At 59.1% G+C, this 20,250-nt stretch carries 19 protein-coding genes, 4 tRNA genes and 1 riboswitch; of the genes, 15 read left to right on the plus strand and 8 right to left on the minus strand.

Annotated features, from left to right (window positions below):
- Positions 1-10: 10 nt before the first annotated feature.
- Complete coding sequence (gene astE / locus J1D76_RS02660; protein ID WP_421136903.1) at positions 11-1,021, plus strand: succinylglutamate desuccinylase; 1,011 nt, start codon at positions 11-13, stop codon at positions 1,019-1,021.
- Positions 1,022-1,130: 109 nt separating this feature from the next.
- Here astE and J1D76_RS02665 read toward each other — a convergent pair whose 3' ends face one another.
- Positions 1,131-1,640: a 6,7-dimethyl-8-ribityllumazine synthase gene (locus J1D76_RS02665; RefSeq protein WP_421136904.1), complete on the minus strand. Its 510-nt coding sequence runs from the start codon at positions 1,638-1,640 to the stop codon at positions 1,131-1,133.
- A 99-nt stretch (positions 1,641-1,739) separates the two neighbouring features.
- A riboswitch (FMN riboswitch) is annotated at positions 1,740-1,912 on the minus strand.
- A gap of 197 nt (positions 1,913-2,109) precedes the next feature.
- Here J1D76_RS02665 and ltaE point away from each other — a divergent pair.
- The 7 genes from ltaE (at position 2,110) to J1D76_RS02700 (ending at position 8,074) form a co-directional block, all read left to right on the plus strand.
- Complete coding sequence (ltaE, locus tag J1D76_RS02670; protein WP_421136905.1) at positions 2,110-3,114, plus strand: low-specificity L-threonine aldolase; 1,005 nt, start codon at positions 2,110-2,112, stop codon at positions 3,112-3,114.
- 146 nt (positions 3,115-3,260) lie between these two features.
- Positions 3,261-5,879, plus strand: coding sequence for an alanine--tRNA ligase (gene alaS / locus J1D76_RS02675; RefSeq protein ID WP_421136906.1), 2,619 nt, complete (start codon positions 3,261-3,263; stop codon positions 5,877-5,879).
- 91 nt (positions 5,880-5,970) lie between these two features.
- Complete coding sequence (locus J1D76_RS02680) at positions 5,971-7,212, plus strand: aspartate kinase (protein WP_007971040.1); 1,242 nt, start codon at positions 5,971-5,973, stop codon at positions 7,210-7,212.
- 187 nt (positions 7,213-7,399) lie between these two features.
- Complete coding sequence (csrA, locus tag J1D76_RS02685) at positions 7,400-7,588, plus strand: carbon storage regulator CsrA (RefSeq protein WP_002554426.1); 189 nt, start codon at positions 7,400-7,402, stop codon at positions 7,586-7,588.
- Between the two features lie 62 nt (positions 7,589-7,650).
- Positions 7,651-7,741, plus strand: a tRNA-Ser gene (locus J1D76_RS02690).
- Positions 7,742-7,848: 107 nt separating this feature from the next.
- Positions 7,849-7,925: transfer RNA gene (locus tag J1D76_RS02695), tRNA-Arg, on the plus strand.
- A gap of 72 nt (positions 7,926-7,997) precedes the next feature.
- A tRNA-Arg gene (locus J1D76_RS02700) sits at positions 7,998-8,074 on the plus strand.
- Between the two features lie 19 nt (positions 8,075-8,093).
- Here J1D76_RS02700 and J1D76_RS02705 read toward each other — a convergent pair.
- Entirely contained in the window at positions 8,094-8,612 is a 519-nt protein-coding gene (locus J1D76_RS02705) for a cell envelope protein SmpA (protein WP_421136907.1), read from the minus strand.
- A 320-nt stretch (positions 8,613-8,932) separates the two neighbouring features.
- Here J1D76_RS02705 and mgtE point away from each other — a divergent pair, with 320 nt between their 5' ends.
- Entirely contained in the window at positions 8,933-10,375 is a 1,443-nt protein-coding gene (gene mgtE, locus J1D76_RS02710; RefSeq protein ID WP_421136908.1) for a magnesium transporter, read from the plus strand.
- Between the two features lie 102 nt (positions 10,376-10,477).
- Here the strand turns inward: mgtE and J1D76_RS02715 are convergent, their stop codons facing one another.
- The 3 genes from J1D76_RS02715 to J1D76_RS02725 all read right to left on the minus strand — a co-directional run bounded on the left by J1D76_RS02715 (position 10,478) and on the right by J1D76_RS02725 (position 11,656).
- Positions 10,478-10,804, minus strand: a complete 327-nt coding sequence (locus J1D76_RS02715; RefSeq protein WP_003178899.1) for an Arc family DNA-binding protein — start codon at positions 10,802-10,804, stop codon at positions 10,478-10,480.
- A 415-nt stretch (positions 10,805-11,219) separates the two neighbouring features.
- Complete coding sequence (locus J1D76_RS02720) at positions 11,220-11,399, minus strand: PA3371 family protein (protein WP_421136909.1); 180 nt, start codon at positions 11,397-11,399, stop codon at positions 11,220-11,222.
- 23 nt (positions 11,400-11,422) lie between these two features.
- Complete coding sequence (locus J1D76_RS02725; protein ID WP_421136910.1) at positions 11,423-11,656, minus strand: hypothetical protein; 234 nt, start codon at positions 11,654-11,656, stop codon at positions 11,423-11,425.
- 290 nt (positions 11,657-11,946) lie between these two features.
- Here J1D76_RS02725 and J1D76_RS02730 point away from each other — a divergent pair.
- The 6 genes from J1D76_RS02730 to J1D76_RS02755 all read left to right on the plus strand — a co-directional run bounded on the left by J1D76_RS02730 (position 11,947) and on the right by J1D76_RS02755 (position 18,160).
- Positions 11,947-12,023: transfer RNA gene (locus J1D76_RS02730), tRNA-Arg, on the plus strand.
- A 209-nt stretch (positions 12,024-12,232) separates the two neighbouring features.
- On the plus strand, positions 12,233-12,496 hold the full coding sequence (locus J1D76_RS02735) for a hypothetical protein (RefSeq protein WP_421136911.1): 264 nt from the start codon (positions 12,233-12,235) through the stop codon (positions 12,494-12,496).
- Positions 12,497-12,967: 471 nt separating this feature from the next.
- Entirely contained in the window at positions 12,968-14,572 is a 1,605-nt protein-coding gene (locus tag J1D76_RS02740) for a response regulator (RefSeq protein ID WP_421136912.1), read from the plus strand.
- On the plus strand, positions 14,569-15,261 hold the full coding sequence (locus J1D76_RS02745; RefSeq protein WP_421136913.1) for a sensor histidine kinase: 693 nt from the start codon (positions 14,569-14,571) through the stop codon (positions 15,259-15,261). Before J1D76_RS02740 ends, J1D76_RS02745 begins: the two co-directional genes overlap by 4 nt.
- Positions 15,262-15,462: 201 nt before the next feature.
- A complete protein-coding gene (locus J1D76_RS02750) occupies positions 15,463-16,707 on the plus strand; it encodes a glutamine synthetase family protein (protein WP_421137102.1) in 1,245 nt (414 codons plus the stop codon).
- Between the two features lie 70 nt (positions 16,708-16,777).
- The gene (locus J1D76_RS02755; protein ID WP_421136914.1) at positions 16,778-18,160 is read left to right on the plus strand and encodes an MFS transporter; all 1,383 of its coding nucleotides are present in this window, start codon (positions 16,778-16,780) and stop codon (positions 18,158-18,160) included.
- 266 nt (positions 18,161-18,426) lie between these two features.
- Here the strand turns inward: J1D76_RS02755 and J1D76_RS02760 are convergent, their stop codons facing one another.
- The 3 genes from J1D76_RS02760 to flgM all read right to left on the minus strand — a co-directional run bounded on the left by J1D76_RS02760 (position 18,427) and on the right by flgM (position 20,109).
- A complete protein-coding gene (locus tag J1D76_RS02760) occupies positions 18,427-19,173 on the minus strand; it encodes a flagellar brake protein (RefSeq protein ID WP_421136915.1) in 747 nt (248 codons plus the stop codon).
- A 93-nt stretch (positions 19,174-19,266) separates the two neighbouring features.
- On the minus strand, positions 19,267-19,734 hold the full coding sequence (locus J1D76_RS02765) for a flagella synthesis protein FlgN (protein WP_421136916.1): 468 nt from the start codon (positions 19,732-19,734) through the stop codon (positions 19,267-19,269).
- A gap of 48 nt (positions 19,735-19,782) precedes the next feature.
- Positions 19,783-20,109 (minus strand): flagellar biosynthesis anti-sigma factor FlgM, encoded by a 327-nt coding sequence (gene flgM, locus J1D76_RS02770; protein ID WP_421136917.1) that lies wholly within the window; start codon positions 20,107-20,109, stop codon positions 19,783-19,785.
- Positions 20,110-20,250 lie beyond the last annotated feature (141 nt).

Below are 20,250 nucleotides of genomic sequence, written 5' to 3' on the forward strand. Positions count from 1 at the left end.
AAACCGCTCTATGCTCGCCCTCGGCAAACTGCTTGAACTGACCCTCGCCGGCCGTGAACCGGCGGAGAAGACTCAACTGACTGTCGAAGGCGTGCGCATGCGCTGGTTGAGCGAGGGTGCGCTGGAAGTCCGGCCACCTGAAGCGCGTGACAATGGCCTGGACCTGCTGCTTTCGGCGGGTATCCACGGCAACGAAACAGCGCCGATCGAGTTACTCGATCGCCTGTTGCACGACATTGCCCGCGGCGACTTGAAGCCGCGTGCACGCATTCTGTTCCTGTTCGGTAACCCCGAGGCGATTCGCAAAGGCGAGCGCTTCATCGAGCAGGACGTCAATCGGCTGTTCAACGGCCGTCACGAACAAAGCAGCGGCTGCGAAGCCCTGCGCGCCTGTGAGCTGGAACGCCTGGCCGCGAGCTTCTTCAGCCTGCCGGACCGTCAGCGCCTGCATTACGACCTGCACACAGCCATTCGCGGCTCGAAAATCGAACAGTTCGCCCTGTACCCGTGGAGGGAGGATCGCCAGCATTCGCGTCAGGAACTGGCGCGTCTGCGCGCCGCCGGCATGGAGGCGGTGCTGTTGCAGAACAAGCCGTCGATCGTGTTCAGTTCCTACACCTACGACAAGCTCGGGGCCGAGGCCTTCACCCTGGAGCTGGGCAAGGCACGGCCGTTCGGGCAGAACGACGGGGTCAATGTCTCGTTGCTGGAGCAGCGCCTGAAGCAAATCATCGAAGGCACCGAACCGGAAATGACCGAGGCGGCGCTGGACGGATTGCAGCTGTACAGCGTGGCGCGGGAAATCATCAAGCACAGCGACAGCTTCCGCCTGAATCTGCCGGCGGACATCGAGAATTTTTCGGAGCTGGAAGTGGGTTACCTGCTGGCGGAAGACATCGCCAATACCCGCTGGATCATCGAAGAAGAGGGCGCCCGGATCATCTTCCCGAACCCCAAGGTGAAGAACGGCCTGCGCGCCGGCATCCTGGTCGTGCCGACCACCGACGAAAACCTGGCCTGAACCTACACCCCCTGTAGGAGCCGGCTTGCCGGCGAAAGCGTTGTATCAGTCACATCAGTTCTGGATGTGCCATCGCCTTCGCTGGCAAGCCAGCTCCTACAGGTCTGTGTCAGACAGCGACAGCACGTGGCTCAGTGCGACGCAGTGCACGTACCTTGTGCAACGTATCCGCACACGTCTTCGCCGCTTCCTGGCCCTTGTGCACGAAATGCTCGAAGAAGAACTTGTGGTGTTCTTCGCCAGCATGGAAGTGGTGCGGGGTCAGGGACACCGAGAACACCGGCACTTCAGTTTCCAGCTGCACCTGCATCAGGCCGCTGACCACCGACTGGGCGACGAACTCGTGACGGTAGATCCCGCCGTCCACCACCAAAGCGGCCGCGACGATGCCGGCATAACGGCCGGTCTTGGCCAGCAATTTGGCGTGCAGGGGCATTTCAAAGGCGCCGCCGACTTCGAAGCAATCGATGTCGGACTCCTGATAACCCTGAGCAATCATTTCGGCGATAAAACCTTTACGGCTCTGATCGACAATGTCCTTGTGCCAGCAGGCCTGGATGAACGCAACGCGCTCGCCGTGATGGTTTTTGCTTTTGCTGTCGATTGCGGTGGGTTGCATGTTCTGACTCCTGTTTGTGTGAAAAACAGGGCGTTATGAATCGAAGGGGATCTGTGGGTACGCTCGCACGAATGCCGGCGGACGGCCCTTTGCAGTTAATCCCGTTCTCTCTTCATCCGGACTATGACCGTCGGCCCCGGGATCACACCGGGTCTGCTGACCTTGCCGTCATTCACTGCCATTGGCCGTGCCTGTCGCCAAGCGCTCGCGGGCTATGCGCCTTGCGCGCAATTACCGCCGGTGGGGAGTTGCACCCCGCCCTGAGAACGTTTTTGCCGCCCGAATGTTTGGCGGCGCAGCGTTTTTATCACATATTTGCGGTAGGCGCATGACCCCTTTTGGATGATAGCCATCGAGTATTTCGCTTTATTAGTGAGCATTATCCTAACCCAAGGGTTGATTATTCATCGGCATGCCCGCAGTAATTCCCACTTGAAAGGGATTTCCCCTGCTTACCGAGGCCAGATTCATGAGCGTTATCGATCTTCGCAGCGACACCGTCACCCAACCCTGCGCCGGCATGCTCGAGGCGATGGCCAAAGCCGCCACCGGCGATGACGTGTATGGCGAAGACCCGACGGTCAATCACCTGGAAGCCGAGTTGGCCAAGCGCCTGGGCTTTGCCGCAGCGCTGTTCGTGCCCACCGGCACCATGAGCAACTTGCTGGGCTTGATGGCCCATTGCGAGCGCGGTGACGAGTACATTGTTGGCCAGCAGGCCCACACCTACAAATACGAGGGCGGTGGTGCGGCGGTGCTGGGTTCGATCCAGCCGCAACCGCTGGAAGTGCAGGCCGATGGCTCGCTGGACCTGGCGCAGGTCGCGGCGGCGATCAAACCGGACGACTTCCACTTTGCCCGGACCCGTTTGCTGGCGCTGGAAAACACTATGCAAGGCAAAGTCCTGCCGCTGGAGTACCTGGCGCGGGCGCGCAGTGTTACCCGCGAGCGCGGCTTGCAGCTGCACCTGGACGGCGCACGTTTGTATAACGCGGCGGTGAAACTGGGTGTCGATGCCCGGGAAATCACCCAGCATTTCGATTCGGTCTCGGTGTGCCTGTCCAAAGGCCTGGGCGCGCCGGTCGGCTCGGTGTTGTGCGGTACGGCCGAGCTGATCGGCAAGGCCCGGCGCCTGCGCAAGATGGTCGGTGGCGGCATGCGTCAGGCCGGTATTCTCGCCGCCGCCGGCCTGTATGCGCTGGATCACAACGTCCAGCGCCTGGCCGATGACCACGCCAACGCGCAACACCTGGCCGACGGCCTGCGCAGTGCGGGCTTCGAGGTCGAGCCGGTGCAGACCAACATGGTCTACGTGCAGATGGGCGACAAGGCCGAAGCCATCAAGGCGTTTGCCGCCGAACGCGGGATCAAGCTCAGTGCCGCCGCGCGCCTGCGCTTGGTCACGCACATGGACGTCAGCCATGCGCAAATTGAGCAAGTCGTCGCGGCATTCGTCGACTTTTCTGGCAAGTGATGGCGTTAACCGTCTAAATGAGCGTTTGCAACGTACAAACACACTGTACCTAGTCACTAACGCCGATATAATGCGGCCCTTTGCCGTCGCTTCGTCTGTTGACGTTTCGAACAGGCCTTTGGCCGCAGTCTCCGTGGAAGAACCTAATGAAAAGCGCAGAAATCCGTGAAGCCTTCCTTCGCTTCTTCGAAGAGCAAGGCCACACCCGTGTAGCCTCCAGCTCTTTGATTCCGGGCAACGACCCAACCCTGCTGTTCACTAACGCGGGGATGAACCAGTTCAAGGACTGCTTCCTGGGCCAGGAAAAGCGCGCGTACACCCGCGCCACCAGCAGCCAGAAGTGCGTACGTGCCGGCGGCAAGAACAGCGACCTGGAAAACGTCGGTTATACCGCTCGTCACCACACCTTTTTCGAAATGCTCGGTAACTTCAGCTTTGGCGACTACTTCAAGCGTGATGCCATCACCTTCGCCTGGACCTTCCTGACCGGCGTGCTGAAGCTGCCCAAGGAAAAACTCTGGGTGACCGTCTACGCCTCCGATGACGAGGCCTATGACATCTGGACCCAGGACATCGGCGTCCCGGTCGAGCGCATGATCCGCATCGGCGACAACAAAGGTGCGCCTTACGCGTCCGACAACTTCTGGACCATGGGCGATACCGGCCCGTGCGGCCCATGCACCGAGATTTTCTACGATCACGGCGACCACATCTGGGGCGGCCCGCCGGGCTCGCCGGAAGAAGACGGCGACCGCTACATCGAGATCTGGAACAACGTGTTCATGCAGTTCAACCGCACCGCCGATGGCGTGTTGCATCCGTTGCCAGCGCCGTCGGTCGACACCGGCATGGGCCTGGAGCGGATCAGTGCGGTGATGCAGCACGTCAATTCCAACTACGAAATCGACCTGTTCAAGAACCTGCTGAGTGCGTCGGCCGAGGCGATCGGCTGCGAAAACGGCGATCAGTCTTCGCTCAAAGTGGTTTCCGACCACATCCGTTCGTGCGGTTTCCTGATCGCCGACGGCGTGCTGCCGTCCAACGAAGGTCGTGGTTATGTACTGCGCCGGATCATCCGTCGCGCCTGCCGTCACGGTAACAAGCTGGGCGCCACCGGCAGCTTCTTCTACAAGATCGTCGCTGCGCTGGTCGCCGAGATGGGCGAGGCTTTCCCGGAACTGAAGACGCAGCAGGGCAACATCGAGCGCGTCCTCAAGGCCGAAGAAGAGCAGTTCTCCAAGACACTGGAGCACGGCTTGAAGATTCTCGAGCAGGATCTGGCCGAACTCAAAGGCACCGTGGTGCCGGGCGACGTGGTGTTCAAGCTGTACGACACCTACGGTTTCCCGATGGACCTGACCGCGGACATCGCCCGTGAGCGCGAACTGACCATTGACGAAGTCGGTTTCGAGCGCGAGATGGAAGCCCAGCGCGTCCGAGCGCGTTCGGCCAGCGCGTTCGGCCTGGACTACAACACCCTGGTCAAGGTCGACGTGGCCACCGAGTTCACCGGTTACACGGATACCCGCGGTTCGGCAAAAATCGTCGCCCTGTACAAGGACGGCCAGTCGGTCGACGTACTGAGCGAAGGTGACGAGGGCGTGATCGTTCTCGACAAGACGCCGTTCTACGCTGAATCCGGTGGCCAGGTCGGCGACTGCGGTTACCTGCAGGCCGGCGCTTCCCGTTTCGACGTGCGCGACACCACCAAGACCGGCGGCGCATTCCTGCACCACGGCGTGCTGGCCTCGGGCAGCCTGATCGTTGGCGCTCCGGTAGAAACCCACGTCGAGGCTGACGTGCGTCACGCCACATCGCTGAACCACTCGGCCACCCACTTGCTGCACGCTGCCTTGCGTCAGGTGCTGGGCGATCACGTCCAGCAGAAAGGCTCGTTGGTCGACAGTCAGCGCCTGCGCTTCGACTTCAGCCACTTTGAGGCCATCAAGCCAGAACAGCTCAAAGCGCTGGAAGACATCGTCAACGCCGAGATTCGCAAGAACTCCGCCGTTGAAACCGAAGAAACCGACATCGAAACCGCCAAGAACAAGGGCGCCATGGCGCTGTTCGGCGAGAAATACGGCGACAACGTGCGCGTACTGAGCATGGGCGGCGATTTCTCCGTCGAGCTGTGCGGCGGTATCCACGCCAACCGCACCGGCGACATCGGCCTGCTGAAAATCATCAGCGAAGGCGGTGTGGCCTCGGGCGTACGTCGTATCGAAGCGGTCACCGGTGCCGCGGCACTGGCTTACCTGAATGCGGCGGAAGAACAACTCAAGGAAGCGGCCAGCCTGGTCAAGGGCAGCCGCGACAACCTGATCGACAAGCTGTCGGCTGTGCTTGAGCGCAACCGACTGCTGGAGAAGCAACTCGAGCAGTTGCAAGCCAAGGCTGCCAGTGCTGCGGGCGACGATCTGTCGGCCCAGGCACAGGACGTCAAGGGCGTGAAAGTGCTGGCTGTGCGTCTGGACGGTCAGGATGGCAAGGCGCTGCTGGCGCTGGTCGATCAACTGAAAAACAAACTCGGCCGCGCAGTGATCCTGCTCGGCAGTGTCCATGAGGAAAAGGTCGTTCTGGTTGCAGGCGTAACCAAAGACCTGACTGGCCAACTCAAAGCCGGTGATTTGATGAAGCAAGCCGCTGCGGCAGTGGGCGGGAAGGGGGGTGGTCGTCCAGACATGGCACAAGGCGGCGGTACCGACGCTGGCGCACTGGATGCGGCATTGGCCCTGACCGTTCCGTTTGTAGAGCAGGGTTTATAAGGCAGTGCTTGCGGCCCGTAGTCTAGTGGCGGGCCGCAACGCTGTTTGAGTGATTATTTGGGCGCCCTTCATGGGCAGAGGCGGCTTTGAAATGGCTTTGATCGTACAGAAATTTGGAGGCACCTCGGTCGGCACTGTCGAGAGAATCGAGCAGGTCGCCGACAAGGTTAAGAAATTCCGCGATGCCGGCGATGACCTGGTGGTTGTGCTGTCAGCAATGAGCGGCGAAACCAACCGTCTGATCGATCTGGCCAAGCAAATCAGTGGCGACGGCCAACCGGTTCCGCGTGAGCTGGACGTGATCGTTTCCACCGGTGAGCAGGTGACGATTGCCCTGCTGGCCATGGCGCTTATCAAGCGCGGCGTGCCAGCGGTGTCGTACACCGGCAACCAGGTGCGGATACTCACGGATAGCGCGCACAATAAAGCGCGTATCTTGCAGATTGATGACCAGAAGATTCGCGGCGACCTGAAGGCCGGTCGTGTGGTGGTTGTCGCCGGTTTCCAGGGCGTCGACGAGCACGGCAACATCACCACCCTCGGTCGTGGCGGTTCCGACACCACCGGCGTAGCGCTGGCGGCAGCCCTGAAGGCTGACGAATGCCAGATCTACACCGACGTCGATGGCGTCTACACCACCGACCCGCGCGTTGTATCCGTGGCTCAGCGCCTGGACAAGATCACCTTCGAGGAGATGCTGGAAATGGCCAGCCTCGGTTCCAAGGTGTTGCAGATCCGCGCGGTCGAGTTCGCCGGCAAGTACAACGTTCCGCTGCGCGTATTGCACAGCTTCAAGGAGGGTCCGGGCACCCTCATTACTATCGATGAAGAGGAAACCATGGAACAGCCGATCATTTCCGGTATCGCTTTCAACCGCGATGAAGCCAAGCTGACCATCCGTGGCGTGCCAGACATCCCGGGCGTTGCCTTCAAGATTCTCGGCCCGATCAGTGCCGCGAACATCGAAGTCGACATGATCGTGCAGAACGTTGCGCACGATAACACCACCGACTTCACCTTTACCGTGCACCGCAATGACTACCAGGCGGCGCAAGCCGTGCTGGAAAAAACCGCTGGCGAACTGGGTGCCCGTGAAGTCGTGGGTGACACCAAGATCGCCAAGGTGTCGATCGTCGGCGTTGGCATGCGTTCGCACGCAGGCGTGGCCAGCCGCATGTTCGAATCCCTGGCCAAGGAAAGCATCAACATCCAGATGATCTCGACCTCGGAAATCAAAGTCTCCGTAGTGATCGAAGAGAAGTACCTGGAACTGGCTGTGCGCGCTCTGCACACGGCTTTCGAACTGGACGCACCGGCCCGCCAGGGCGAGTGATGCGTTTGCCAAAAGGCGCGGTCTGACCGCGCCTTTTGTTTTTTTGCATGGCGCGACCCTCAGGCTGTTCTTTTGCTCGCGCTGGTCAATACTCAGGCATGTAGGCCATGACCGATTCAGGTTGTAGGTCGAGTGCCTTTTTTTTGCAGACTGTTGTCCCTGAAATGTAATGCGTGAGGAGAAAGGTATGCTGATTCTGACTCGTCGGTGCGCAGAAAGCCTGATTATCGGTGATGGCGAAATCACCGTGACCGTGCTCGGCGTCAAAGGAAATCAAGTGCGCATCGGTGTTAACGCCCCCAAAGAGGTAGCGGTCCACCGCGAAGAAATTTACCTGCGTATAAAGAAAGAGAAGGACGAAGAACCAAGCCATTAATTTTTATCGTTTTTTATGTTTGCAAACGGGGAAGAAGCTGGTTAATATACGCCCCGTGTTGCGGAGAGCTGGCCGAGTGGCCGAAGGCGCTCCCCTGCTAAGGGAGTACACCTCAAAAGGGTGTCGGGGGTTCGAATCCCCCGTTCTCCGCCATTATTTGCGTAGTACGTTGTAATCTGGCTTCTTCGGTAAGTTGTTGAAATTACTAGAAAAAGTGTTTGACATAGAGATTAGACGGCCTATAATGCGCGGCAACAAATGCACTCGTAGCTCAGCTGGATAGAGTACTCGGCTACGAACCGAGCGGTCACAGGTTCGAATCCTGTCGAGTGCACCATTTAAGAGTTATTTATAGTAATGTAAGTAACTTGGCTCCAACCAGTTGTGATCTGGTCTAAAAACACAAACTGCACTCGTAGCTCAGCTGGATAGAGTACTCGGCTACGAACCGAGCGGTCACAGGTTCGAATCCTGTCGAGTGCACCATACAACAGAAAGCCCGCTTTTAAAGCGGGCTTTTTGCCGTCTGGGATTTGGCTTTTCCAGTCGTGCATCCCTTCTCGTCGAACGTCACCTGCGCGCTGCGCCCTCGTAGGGTATCGTAACGGTAGCTCGTGGCCGAATTGCGAATAGTGATCTTGTCGGGCTTGCCAAGGGCGCTCTCGACGTCTTGTTGGCTCATGCCGGCGACCACTCGTTGATTGATGATCGCCTCTCGGCGTTCCCTGGCGCTGATCAGGTTGCCGCATTTGTCCTCTGATTGACCGACGATGGTCGGTTCCCTTCGTTTCAATTTCATACCTGATGTTTCGCCGGGCTCGGCTTCCGGCATCAGCGTTGTTGTGCTGCCAGGGGTAAAGGTGCGGACGTCCTGTCGCGAAAGGCTTTCCCCGGTGGCGCAACTGAGCGTGGTGAACGTGATGCGTCCGTTGGCTGCCTCGCAACGGTTCACACTGGCAGCGAGCACCAGGGGCAGGGCGCCGGGCAGGATTAACAGCAAAAACAGATGTGCAAGAAATCGCATTCGACGTCCTCCGTGACGGTCCTTTTCAAGGGTAGCGGCTACAATTTTCGCAGGGGGTGTGTTTTCTTTTCAGAATACGTCGTCGCATTTTCACGGATCAGGACGATGCTCAGGTTTGTGGTGCAAGCGCTTGTTTCAGCCAAGATTTTTTAACGTTTAAAACCGTCAGGCGGTGTATCATTGCGCCCGTCAGCCCCGCCGGGGCTTATGGAATACCTCCATGGACTTACCCAGTAGTTACTCAGTACCCCGTTTTACCAATCATGAATTGACTGATTGATCCTTCCGGCGTGCCCCGCTGCTGGGAGTGGAGTTCGCCTATGTCCGATGTTGAAGTAAAGAAAACGCAGGAAAGCTTGCAGGATCGCCTGGCCCAGGTGGTCGAGTTACTGCAGCGCCAGCGCGTGGTAGAAGACCTGACTCACCGCCAGGAAGGCGCCCATCATGACCGGGTCGAGAACCTGGTCCACCGGCAGAATCTTGTCGAGTTGCAACGCAAGCTCGATGACCTGCACTCCGCCGACGTTGCCTACATTCTTGAAGCCTTGCCGCTGGACGACCGTCTGACGCTCTGGCAACTGGTCAAGGCCGATCGCGACGGCGACATCCTCCTCGAAGTATCCGATTCGGTCCGTGAATCGCTGATCGCCGACATGGATGATCACGAGCTCCTGGCAGCCGCCAAGGACATGGACGCCGACGAACTCGCTGACCTGGCTTCCGAGCTGCCGCGAGACGTCGTCCATGAGCTCATGGAAACCCTCGATCAGCAGCAACGCGAACGCGTGCGTTCGGCCCTCTCGTATGACGAGGAGCAGGTCGGTGCGTTGATGGACTTTGAGATGGTGACCATCCGCGAGGACGTCAGTCTCGAAGTGGTCTTGCGCTACCTGCGTCGCCTGAAGGAACTGCCGGGCCACACCGACAAACTGTTCGTGGTCGATTACGACGGCGTGCTCAAGGGCGTTTTGCCGATCAAGCGCCTGTTGGTCAACGATCCTGACAAACAGGTTGCCGAAGTCATGGCCAGCGATCCGGTGAGTTTTCACCCGGACGAAGACGCCTACGACGCCGCTCAGGCGTTTGAACGTTACGACTTGATCTCTGCGCCCGTGGTCGACAAGAACGGCAAGCTGATCGGCCGTCTGACCATCGATGAAATGGTCGACCTGATCCGTGAAGAGAGCGAAAACGAAGTACTCAACATGGCGGGTCTGCGCGAAGAGGAAGACATCTTTGCCTCGGTCTGGAAATCCCTGCGTAACCGTTGGGCCTGGCTGGCGGTCAATCTGATTACAGCGTTCGTGGCTTCACGGGTGATTGGCCTGTTTGAAGGCTCGATCGAGAAGCTGGTCGCGCTTGCGGCGTTGATGCCGATAGTGGCGGGAATCGGCGGTAACTCGGGTAACCAGACGATCACCATGATCGTTCGTGCCATGGCGCTGGACCAGGTGAGCACCGGCAATACTTCACGCCTGATGCGCAAGGAGTTGGCGGTTGCGTTGATCAATGGCGTGGTCTGGGGCGGTGTGATCGGTATCGTCGCCTATCTGCTCTATGGCAGTTGGTCGCTGGGCGTGGTGATGACGGCGGCAATGACGCTCAATTTGTTGCTGGCGGCGTTGATGGGGGTCTTGATCCCGATGACCCTGGCGAAGATGGGCCGAGACCCGGCGATGGGCGCCAGTGTGATGATCACAGCCATGACCGACAGCGGAGGGTTCTTCATCTTCCTTGGCCTGGCGACAATCTTTCTGCTCTGACGTCTTGTTGATAAAAACCCGCCGCGGCGGGTTTTTTTACGTCCGGATTTCAGGCAAAAAAAAGCCAGCGACCAGGCTGGCTTGGGGGGCTTTCTCACTGAGTCAGGACGCGTCGGCGGCCATTTCAGCGTCATGTGCGATCAGCGAAACCAGTGCGTTTTGCTGTCGGTGGGAAAGTTGGCGGAAGCGCTGTAGCAACTCGCGCTCGTGCAAGGACAACTCGGGGCTGTCCAGGCGCATGCTCAGCTCTTCTCCCAGCGCGCCTTCCTGAATGAGACTCTGCTCGAGGCGCGCAATGATTTCGGAGTTCATGCTGCGATGATGATTGCGAGCCACCTCGGCAATGCGTTCACGCATTCCGTCTGGCAGACGTACGACGAACTTGTCAGCCGTACGGCTGGAATAAATTGCCTGTTTCAATGGGCGCATATATTTAACCGGTTTAGTTCAGGGGAGCGGTTTTCGGGATTGGCCGCAGGATGTCTGGTAGGACAAGCGCTCTGACCAAATGTTCAACCTGAATTGATGGAGGCGCGCATCATGCCTCAAACCAGCCAGATCCTTGGCGTCAATTCTGTGACAAATATTGAACTGGATAAAGGCGTTCTGCCAGCACCAATTATCAGAAATGCGGACTGGTTTGAAAAGTTCGACCGGCCCGTACCGCTAGATGCCTTTTCGGCCCGACGAATGGCTTTCGTCGGGCAACCCATAGCGCACGCAATCGCTGCTCCCTGCCATTACAGGATAGTGGCAATTGGCCGATTTACTAGAGAAAGTCGTAGAGGGGGGATGTATTCAGGATGGATGGCACGCCCAAGTGCCCTGTTTGCCTTCGTGTGGATTAACGCAGTACCGGATCAAACTTGATCCTGCGTCCGGCAATCAGGGCGAGCAAAAACAGCGCGCAGAACACACCGCAGGCGATCAGCGGCAGTGTGACGACCCTGTCCTGGGTCAAAAACAGATGAAAAATGCCGCTCAACAAAGCGAAGATGAAGAAACTCGCGGCTGTTCTGGACATGCTGTGCTCCTGGTGAGTGTTAATCAAAATACCCAATGTTCGGCAGACGGAGCGGGCGTCAGGATAATTTCCTGGCTGACCTCTTGGCTGACAAAACCCTGACGGTCACTCATCACTGCCAATTGCGGTGCTTTCTGCAGTTGCAGGTAATGCGGCATCCGTTGGGCGACCTGAGGCGCGCCGCTCTCGGGGGCGAAATGAAAACCCAGCAAAACCGCCAGGGTGATTACATTCGACAGTAAAAGGGCGCGGTTCATGAGGCGGACCTCCGTTGTTCTGTGGGAACAGCAGAAGCAGCTCGCATGCCAGAGTCTAACGGTAAATAATTTGTTTAAAAACAATGAGTTAATGATGAACTACAATTATCCGGTCTTGCATTTTGCAATGATGGCTTTTTGCGGTGGTGCAATTTGCACGGTAAACAAGTCCGCGCACGTCAGGGGCGTCTGCCTACACTTAAAAAGCCCTACGGACGACATGACAAAAGAAGGCTTGGCCGTTAACATGCACGCCGTCCATCGCGCCGCATTGCATGCGGCCGACGTATGTCTCAGTAGCTCAATTGGATAGAGCATCCCCCTCCTAAGGGGAAGGTTGGCAGTTCGAACCTGCCCTGGGACACCAATTTCTATGAAGGCCCCGCACTGAACATCAGGCGGGGCCTTTTATTGGGAGCCGGTGCGACCCTGCACAAACCGCCTTGCGCGACTGCCTGGCTGACCCTATCGTCAATTCACGTACTCCACCGTGCTTTGAAATTGTGTGAGTGTGCGAGGTACGAGACGTTTTCACTGAGTGAATGACGGCCGAGTGTTATGGCGTTGGAGAAAATCATGATTCGCAAGCGCTACTTGAAAGCCCTGGCGACGCTGCTTATCGCCACTGGCGTGCAATGGGTGACTGTGCCCGCCTATGCGACCGAGCAGGGTGAGCAACGGCGTGAGGCTCGCGATACCCGCCAAGAGGGACGTTCCACCGCGCGGCAAACCAAGGACGATTGCAGAAAGGGCACTGACAAGACCAATGTGCAGTGTCGCCAGGACAAGCGCAGCACCAAGCAAGATACCCGTCGCACTGCGCGGGATATCAAATACTGATCGTTCACCTGAGCTCGGTTTCGGCTGAGGCACGAAAATCGACAATGCCCCGCAGGCGTTAATATTGCGGGGCATTTTTATACGCCGTTTGAGCTCGCAGCGCGCCGGAGGGCTTCAATCGATTAGCGCGTGGCTGCATCTTCCATTTCCATCCGCCTCTTCAAGGTTTCCAGCACCTCGGCGCCGTCATCTATCAGCAGGGTGGTCCAGCCGCTGATCCTGCGCCTCCAAATAATTAGAGTGCGTCGCAGGGGAAGGCTCTCAAGGGAACGCCACTGCTGGCCGATAACCCGAACAGTCAGGGGCTACTTCGTCTCTCGCGGTTGGCCAGGGGCGCTCATCTCAATGAGAAGATGGTTGATAGCCTAGTGCCACCCGTTATCATCTGCGCGCCAAAACAGGGGCTGCGAAGCTGAGTCCGTCCGTGTATTGCCTTTGGGTTCTTCTTCTTAAATTGCCTGGAAATCTTCGATGCTGTCGTATCACCAAAAGCGTTTTCTGATCGTCGATGATTTCTCGGACTTTCGCAGTTCGGTCAGGTCGATGCTGCGTGAACTGGGCGTCAAGGAAGTGGACACGGCCGATACCGGCGAGCAGGCGCTGAAAATGTGCTCGCAGAAGCCATACGATTTCATCCTGCAGGACTTCCACCTGGGCGACGGCAAGAAGAACGGCCAGCAGGTACTCGAAGACCTGATGGAAGAAAAGCTGATCAGTCATGAAGCGGTGTTCGTCATGGTCACCGCCGAAACCAGCCAGGCCATGGTGCTCAGTGCGCTGGAGCATGAGCCCGATGCCTACCTGACCAAACCGTTCAACCGTTCCAGCCTGGCCCAGCGCCTGGAACGCCTGGAGCAGCGCAAGACCTTGCTCAAACCGATCCTGCAAGCCCTCGATCGCGGCAAGCCGATGGAGGTGCTCAACGCTTGCATCGCACTGTGCAAGCAGGACATCCGCTACTCGCCGTTGTGCCTGCGCTATCGTGCCGATGCCCTGCGCGACCTCAATCAGAACGAAGCGCTGGAGCGGTTGTACGACAGCATCATCGCCGACCGTCCGTTGCCCTGGGCGTTTGCCGGGTTGGGCAAGTTGCTGTTCAAGCGCGGTCAGGTCGGGCAGGCCAAGGGCGTTTATGAAAAAGCCCTGAAAGTCTTCCCGATGATGCCGTCGCTGTATGACGGCATGGCCGACGTGCTGGTGGCCGAAGGCGACACCAAGGGTGCGCAGCGTGTTCTGGAAGAAGCGATTCGCCTGTCGCCGCTGGCCGTGCGCCGCCAGGCGTTGCTCGGCAAACTGGCGATGACCAACGAGGATTTCGACACTGCCTCCAAGGCCTATCGCCAGGCCGTGGCCCAAGGTGCGCAGTCACGCTTCAAGGATCCTGAAAGTAACCTCGGCCTGGCTCACGCTCTGATCAGCAAGGGCAGTGACAGGGGCCTGGACACGCGCACCCGGCTGGAGATCAATACCACGCTGAGCGCCGTGGCCAAGGACAACCCCGGCGACCCTGGCCTGCAGATTCGGGCGCGCTTGATGAAGGCCACCAGCATGCTGATCAATGATGCAGAAACGGCCGACAAGCTCACCGAGCAAGCCCTGTTGCGTCTGGATGGCATGGAGCAATTCATGAGCGCCGAAGCGGCGTTGCTGGTGGCCAAGCAGCTGAAAATGCTCGGGCAGACCGAGGCCGGCACCGCAATGCTGAAAAACTGCGTGGAGATCTACGGCGACGATCCGGCGGTCATGAAGGACATCGCAAAGCAGACCGACGACCCGAGCATCCTCAATTCCGGCAACGCCGCGGCCGAACTCAACCGTCAGGGCGTGCGCGTGTACAAGACCGGAAATCTGGTGGAGGCCCGGCAGGTTTTCCGCAAAGCACTGGCGATGCAGCCGAAGAACATCAGTATCGCCCTGAACCTGGCGCAGTCGTTGTTGCACGGCACCGATACCAGCGTTGCGTCGGCGGAGCTGGAAGAGTGCCGCACCTGCCTGAAAATGGTCGGCCTGATGCCCGATTCCGACGCGCGCTTCCCGCGTTACCAGAAGCTCAAGAGCAAGGCGTTTGGCGAATGAACGACCACGAACAGGCACTGGATTTCTCCACGGTGATCGCCTCTACCGTGCACGACATGAAGAACTCGCTGGCCATGCTGATGCAGGCCCACACCCAGTGGCTGGCACGATTGCCGGCGTCGGCGCAGCAAGCGCCGGAACAGGGCGTGATCGACTTCGAGTTCGCCCACCTTAACGGCATGCTGGTGCAGTTGCTGGGGCTGTACAAGCTCGGCGTCAACCAGATGCCGCTGCAGCCGGCCTACCATGAGCTGGACGATTTCATCGAAGCGCAACTGGCGTGTCATCAAGAGGTGTTCGCCAGCCGCGGCATCATGGCCACCTTTGAAGTGGACCCGCTGAGCCCGCTGGGCTTCTTCGACCGTGAGTTGATTGCGTCGGTATTGGCCAACTGCATCAACAACGCCATTCGTTTTGCCCGGCACGCCGTTCTGATCAGCGTCAGCGACGAAGCCGGGCAACTGGTGTTGACCATCAATGACGATGGCGAGGGTTATCCGGCGCAGATGATCGAGCGCCAGGCCGATTACGTGCAGGGCATCAATCAAAGTACCGGCAGCACAGGGCTCGGCCTGTACTTTGCCGGGCGAATCGCCGCGTTGCATCAGCGCAATGGTGTCGGCGGGCGTACCGAAATCAGCAATGGCGGCCCGCTGGGCGGTGGCGTGTTCCGCCTCTACTTGCCCTGACTGGTAGCCTATTTATCGACACTGCTTGATATTCCGAACACGCGGAGCCTATTTTGTACGGTCGCCGTTCGCGGCCCGCACAATAACAAGGATAGCGTCATGACGACCGTTGGCCTGAGTTCACTCGCGCAGCGATTGACGGGCATTGATGAAGTTGAATGTGTCACGCCGGATTTGAACGGCGTTCCACGGGGCAAAGTGATGACCGCCGAGGGTTTTCTCGACGGTCGGCGTTTGCAGCTGGCGCGGGGTGTGCTGCTGCAATGCATCATGGGCGGGTACCCGCCGGCGCGGTTTTACGGCAGCGATGATGGCGACCTGGCGCTGATTCCGGACCCTGCGCAAATCCACCGTTTGCCCTGGAGCAACCCGCCGCGTGGCTTCGCCATTTGTGATGCGGATGAACTGGGCACCACCACCCGTTCCAACCTGTCGACTCGAGGCCAGCTCAAGGCAGTGATGGCGCGTTACGCGGCGCGCGGCCTGGCGCCGGTCGTGGCGACCGAACTCGAATTCTTTGTCTTCGCCCCCAACACCGATCCGACCCAGGCGTTCCAACCGCCACTGGGGCTGGACGGCCGTCGCGAGGATGGTCAGTCAGCGTTCAGCGTCAGTTCCAACAACGGCTTGCGGCCGTTCTTCAATGAAGTCTATGCGTGCATGGCGGCGTTGGGCTTGCCCCGCGATACCTTCATGCACGAAATGGGCGTCAGCCAGTTCGAGATCAACCTGCTGCATGGCGATCCGCTGCTGCTGGCTGACCAGACATTCCTGTTCAAGCACCTGCTCAAGGAAGTCGCCCTCAAGCACGGCTTGAGCGTGGTGTGCATGGCCAAGCCATTGGCGCACACGCCGGGTAGCTCGATGCACATTCACCAGAGCGTCGTCGAGATGGGTTCGGGACGAAACGTGTTCAGCGACGAAGCGGGGCAGGAGACGGCCACTTTCCGTCACTTCATTGCTGGCCAGCAGGCATGCATGGCCGACTTCACTGCACTGTTTGCACCCAACGTGAACTCCTACCAGCGCTTGTGCCACCCTTACGCGTCGCCGAACAATGCGTGCTGGTCCCACGACAATCGCGCTGCTGGTTTGCGCATTCCGGCCAGTTTGCCGGTCGCCCGTCGGGTCGAAAACCGCTTGCCGGGCGCCGATGCCAACCCGTACCTGGCGATTGCCGCGAGCCTGGCAGCGGGCTTGCATGGTATCGAGAACGCGCTGGAGCCGAGCGCACCGATCCAGGGCGAGTTCGAAGTACCGGACAATCTTTCTTTGCCCTGTACCTTGCATGCGGCACTGGAGCGTCTGAAACGTAGCCAGTTGGCCAAGGAACTGTTCGGCACGGAATTCATCGAAGGCTACATCGCTTCGAAGACCCTGGAGCTGACCAGTTTCCATGATGAAATTACTCCCTGGGAACGGCGCGTTTTAGCCGCCCAGGCCTGACGACCTGTCGACATCCGGCTATCGTTTAGCGATAGCCGATTCTCACTGCAAGGAGCCGCTCGGAACGCCGATGCGCCAAATCTGGAAATCCTTTCGAGCGCTGTATTTCGCCTCGCTGATGATGTTGATCGGCTCGGGCCTGTTGAGTACTTACCTGGGCCTGCGCCTGGCAGCCGATCACGTCGACAGCCTGTGGGTCGGTGCGCTGATGGCCGCCAACTACTTCGGCCTGGTGCTGGGGGGCAAGATCGGTCACCGGCTGATTGCCCGGGTCGGGCATATCCGAGCCTACTCGGCGTGTGCCGGGATCGTCGGCGCGGCGGTGTTGGGCCATGGGCTGATCGATTGGCTGCCGGCGTGGTTGTTCCTGAGGGTGATCGTCGGCCTCGGCATGATGTGCCAGTACATGGTCATCGAGAGCTGGCTGAACGAGCAGGCTGAGGCCAAGCAGCGCGGGCTTGTGTTTAGCGGCTACATGATTGCCTCTTACCTGGGCCTGGTGCTGGGCCAACTGATTCTGGTCATGCACCCGGCGCTGGGGCTGGAGCTGCTGATGCTGGTCGCCCTGTGTTTTGCCCTGTGCCTGGTGCCCGTGGCGCTGACCCGACGGATTCACCCGGCGCCCTTGCATCCGGCGCCGATGGAACCGCGGTTCTTCATCAAGCGCGTACCGCAGTCATTGAGCACAGTGCTTGGGGCGGGCCTGATCGTCGGCTCGTTCTACGGCCTGGCGCCGCTGTATGCCTCGCAGCAAGGCTTGTCCACGGAGCAGGTCGGTCTGTTCATGGGTAGCTGCATTTTTGCCGGTTTGCTGGTGCAGTGGCCGTTGGGCTGGCTGTCCGACCGCTACGACCGGGCGCTGTTGATCCGCAGTTTTGCGTTCTGCCTGGCAGTGGCCGCGTTGCCGTTGGCAATCCTGCCGACGGTGCCGCTGCAAGTGCTGTTTGCCGCCGGTTTCGTCTGCTCGCTGGTGCAGTTCTGCCTGTATCCGTTGGCGGTGGCGTTCTCCAATGACCATGTCGAAGGCGATCGCAGGGTGTCGCTGACGGCGATGTTGCTGGTGACCTACGGCGTGGGGGCGAGTATCGGGCCACTGGTGGCCGGCGTGCTGATGAAGCTGTTCGGCAGCCAGATGCTTTACGCGTTTTTCAGTTTCTTCGCGTTGGTGCTGGTGTGGCGGATTCGTCCGAAAGCGGTGACCAACCTGCATCAGGTGGAAGATGCGCCGCTGCATCACGTGGCCATGCCGGACAACATGACCAGCTCGCCGCTGGTGGCCTGCCTCGACCCGCGTGTTGATGAGCAGGTGGTACAGGATCAGATGCAAAATCCGGTGAGTAACGGGGAAGAACCTGAAGCCGAGCCTGAAACCGTGATCGAAACCGAGACCGATCAGCCACCGGAGGACCCTGATTCAGGGCGCGACCCCAGCTTCAGCGAAGCCAGACCGTAATTCCAAGGCACAAAAAAACGGGCAGTCACCGCAAGGGGCTGCCCGTTTTTTTCATCCCTGTAGGAGCTGGCTTGCCAGCGAAGGCGGCCGACAGACCAGCGCAGGCGTTCAAGACGCCTTCGCCGGCAAGCCGGCTCCTACAGTGCGTGGGCTGGCAAAATTCTTGCGGCGGTTAGGAGTTTTTGTAGGAGCTGGCTTGCCAGCGAAGGCGGCCGACAGTGCAATGCACGTTTCAAGGCCACCCGCGCCAGCAAGGACTCAAGACATTAGAGATCGTCTTTGTCGAACCGACGCGCTTCGCGTTGCAGTTGGTAGACGAACCGCTCAACCTGACGCTGCACCAGCCCGCTCATGTTGTGGAAGCGAATGCCGGCGAAGGTGGTGGAGATCTTTTCTTCGAAGTGCAGGTAACGCAATTCGACCGGTGCGGTCATCTTGCCAAACGGCAGGTCGGCGCTGAAACGGTCGTACACCTGGCCCAATTGCAGGCTGCCAGTGATGTCGCCGTCGAAACGCAGTTTGCAGCCAGTAGCGGAAATATCCAGCAGCTTGCCACTGATCGGTGCCTTGAGTTTTTCGCCGTCGAGGTTGACGTCGACCAACTGCGCCAGCTTCAACGCAGCGCGGAACGCATTGCGGCGCTGGTGGTACACCACTTCGTCAGGCAGGGTGCCGCGATAACAGCGGCTGCCGTTGGATTGGTCGATGGTCAGCGGGCCGTTGCTTTCCCAGGCGATGCGCACACCCTCGTGAAAGCCCTCTACCCGGAACGACTCGCCCGCCAGCAGATAGCGCTCGCCATCGCGGGGGATCATTTCGTCCAGGGCAATCATGTTGCTGTCACGGTCCAGGTCCACCAGATAGCTCTGGAAGCGCTGGCTGCGTTCATGGAACGTGATGATCAGCGGATCATGACTTTCGAGCAGCTGGCGCAGGTTGCCGGAGATTTCCAAGGGCGTGGAGAGCACCTTGGGTGGCTGCGGAGCATCATCCACGGATAAGGCATTGGACACGGTTAATCAATCTCCAGACAAAATTTGACTGCGGCTGGCTAGCATTTTGCCAGCATCTTTCGCGTCTTGGATAGTGCGGGCTGATCGAGCGGCCTAAGCCTGACTGAGCGGGCGTGGCTTAGCAAGCTTGGAGAAGGTCCCGCTGGCATCGTACAGCGCCGGAGTTTCACCGCCGGTGAGGATTTTCAGCTGGGTGGCGGTCGCGGCCTGTTGCGTCAGGATCGACTGGCCGTTATTGACGTTGATGGCCTGGCACTGGGCCAGGAGATCAGTCAGCACGTCGCTTTGCGCCAGCAACTGATCGCCAATGCTCGACTGGCTGGCCAGTTGCTCCAGCCCGCCACGGTTAGTCGGCAGGTTGAGGCTGGCGAGGATTTCACTGCGTTTGCGGCCATGCTGTTCAAGCAAGACGACCAGCGCCTGTTTCTGCGCCAGGATGTCCTCGAGCAATGGCATGTCGCGGCCATGCAAGGCGAGGGATTCGGTCTGCAGTAATTCCAGCAAGTGTTGCACTGGGGCAAAGTCGTCGGTGATCAGTTGCAGTAAATGAGTGTCGTGCATGGCTGGCCTTGGGTGTTAAGCGTCCAAAAGCCTCGCGCCGGCGTAGGCCTAGCGCTGGGCTTCGAAGTTGAGCAGTTTGCTGGCTACACGGTTGCTGTCGACTTTATAGCTGCCATCGGCAATCGCTGCTTTCAACTTGGCCACGCGGGCGTTGTCGACGGCAGGCTGATCGCGCAGCTTGTCAGTGACCTTCTGCAACTGTTGAGCCTCATTGCTGAAATGTACCGATTCCCCGCTTTTGACGGTACCGGCCTGTTCGGCCGCGGACTCCAGCGGCGCGGATTTGCCCGTTTCGGCGCTGTCCTTGCTGGCGCTGGTACGTGTACTGCCCGTAAGGGACGAGGAGCTGTTTAAACGGCTGAAATCGATGACCATGATAAAAAAAACCTCTGGGAATTTGGACGCTTGCCCTGTTTTCGGCCATTCCCTGGAAAACTTTAGGCTCATTTATCAATGAGCCTCGCGCGCGTCAGCGCTCGCCCTGCATGGAGCACAGTCTAGGGAACAGCCGGGCAG

The sequence above is a fragment of the Pseudomonas sp. NFX15 genome, from assembly GCF_049132105.1.
Taxonomy (GTDB): domain Bacteria; phylum Pseudomonadota; class Gammaproteobacteria; order Pseudomonadales; family Pseudomonadaceae; genus Aquipseudomonas.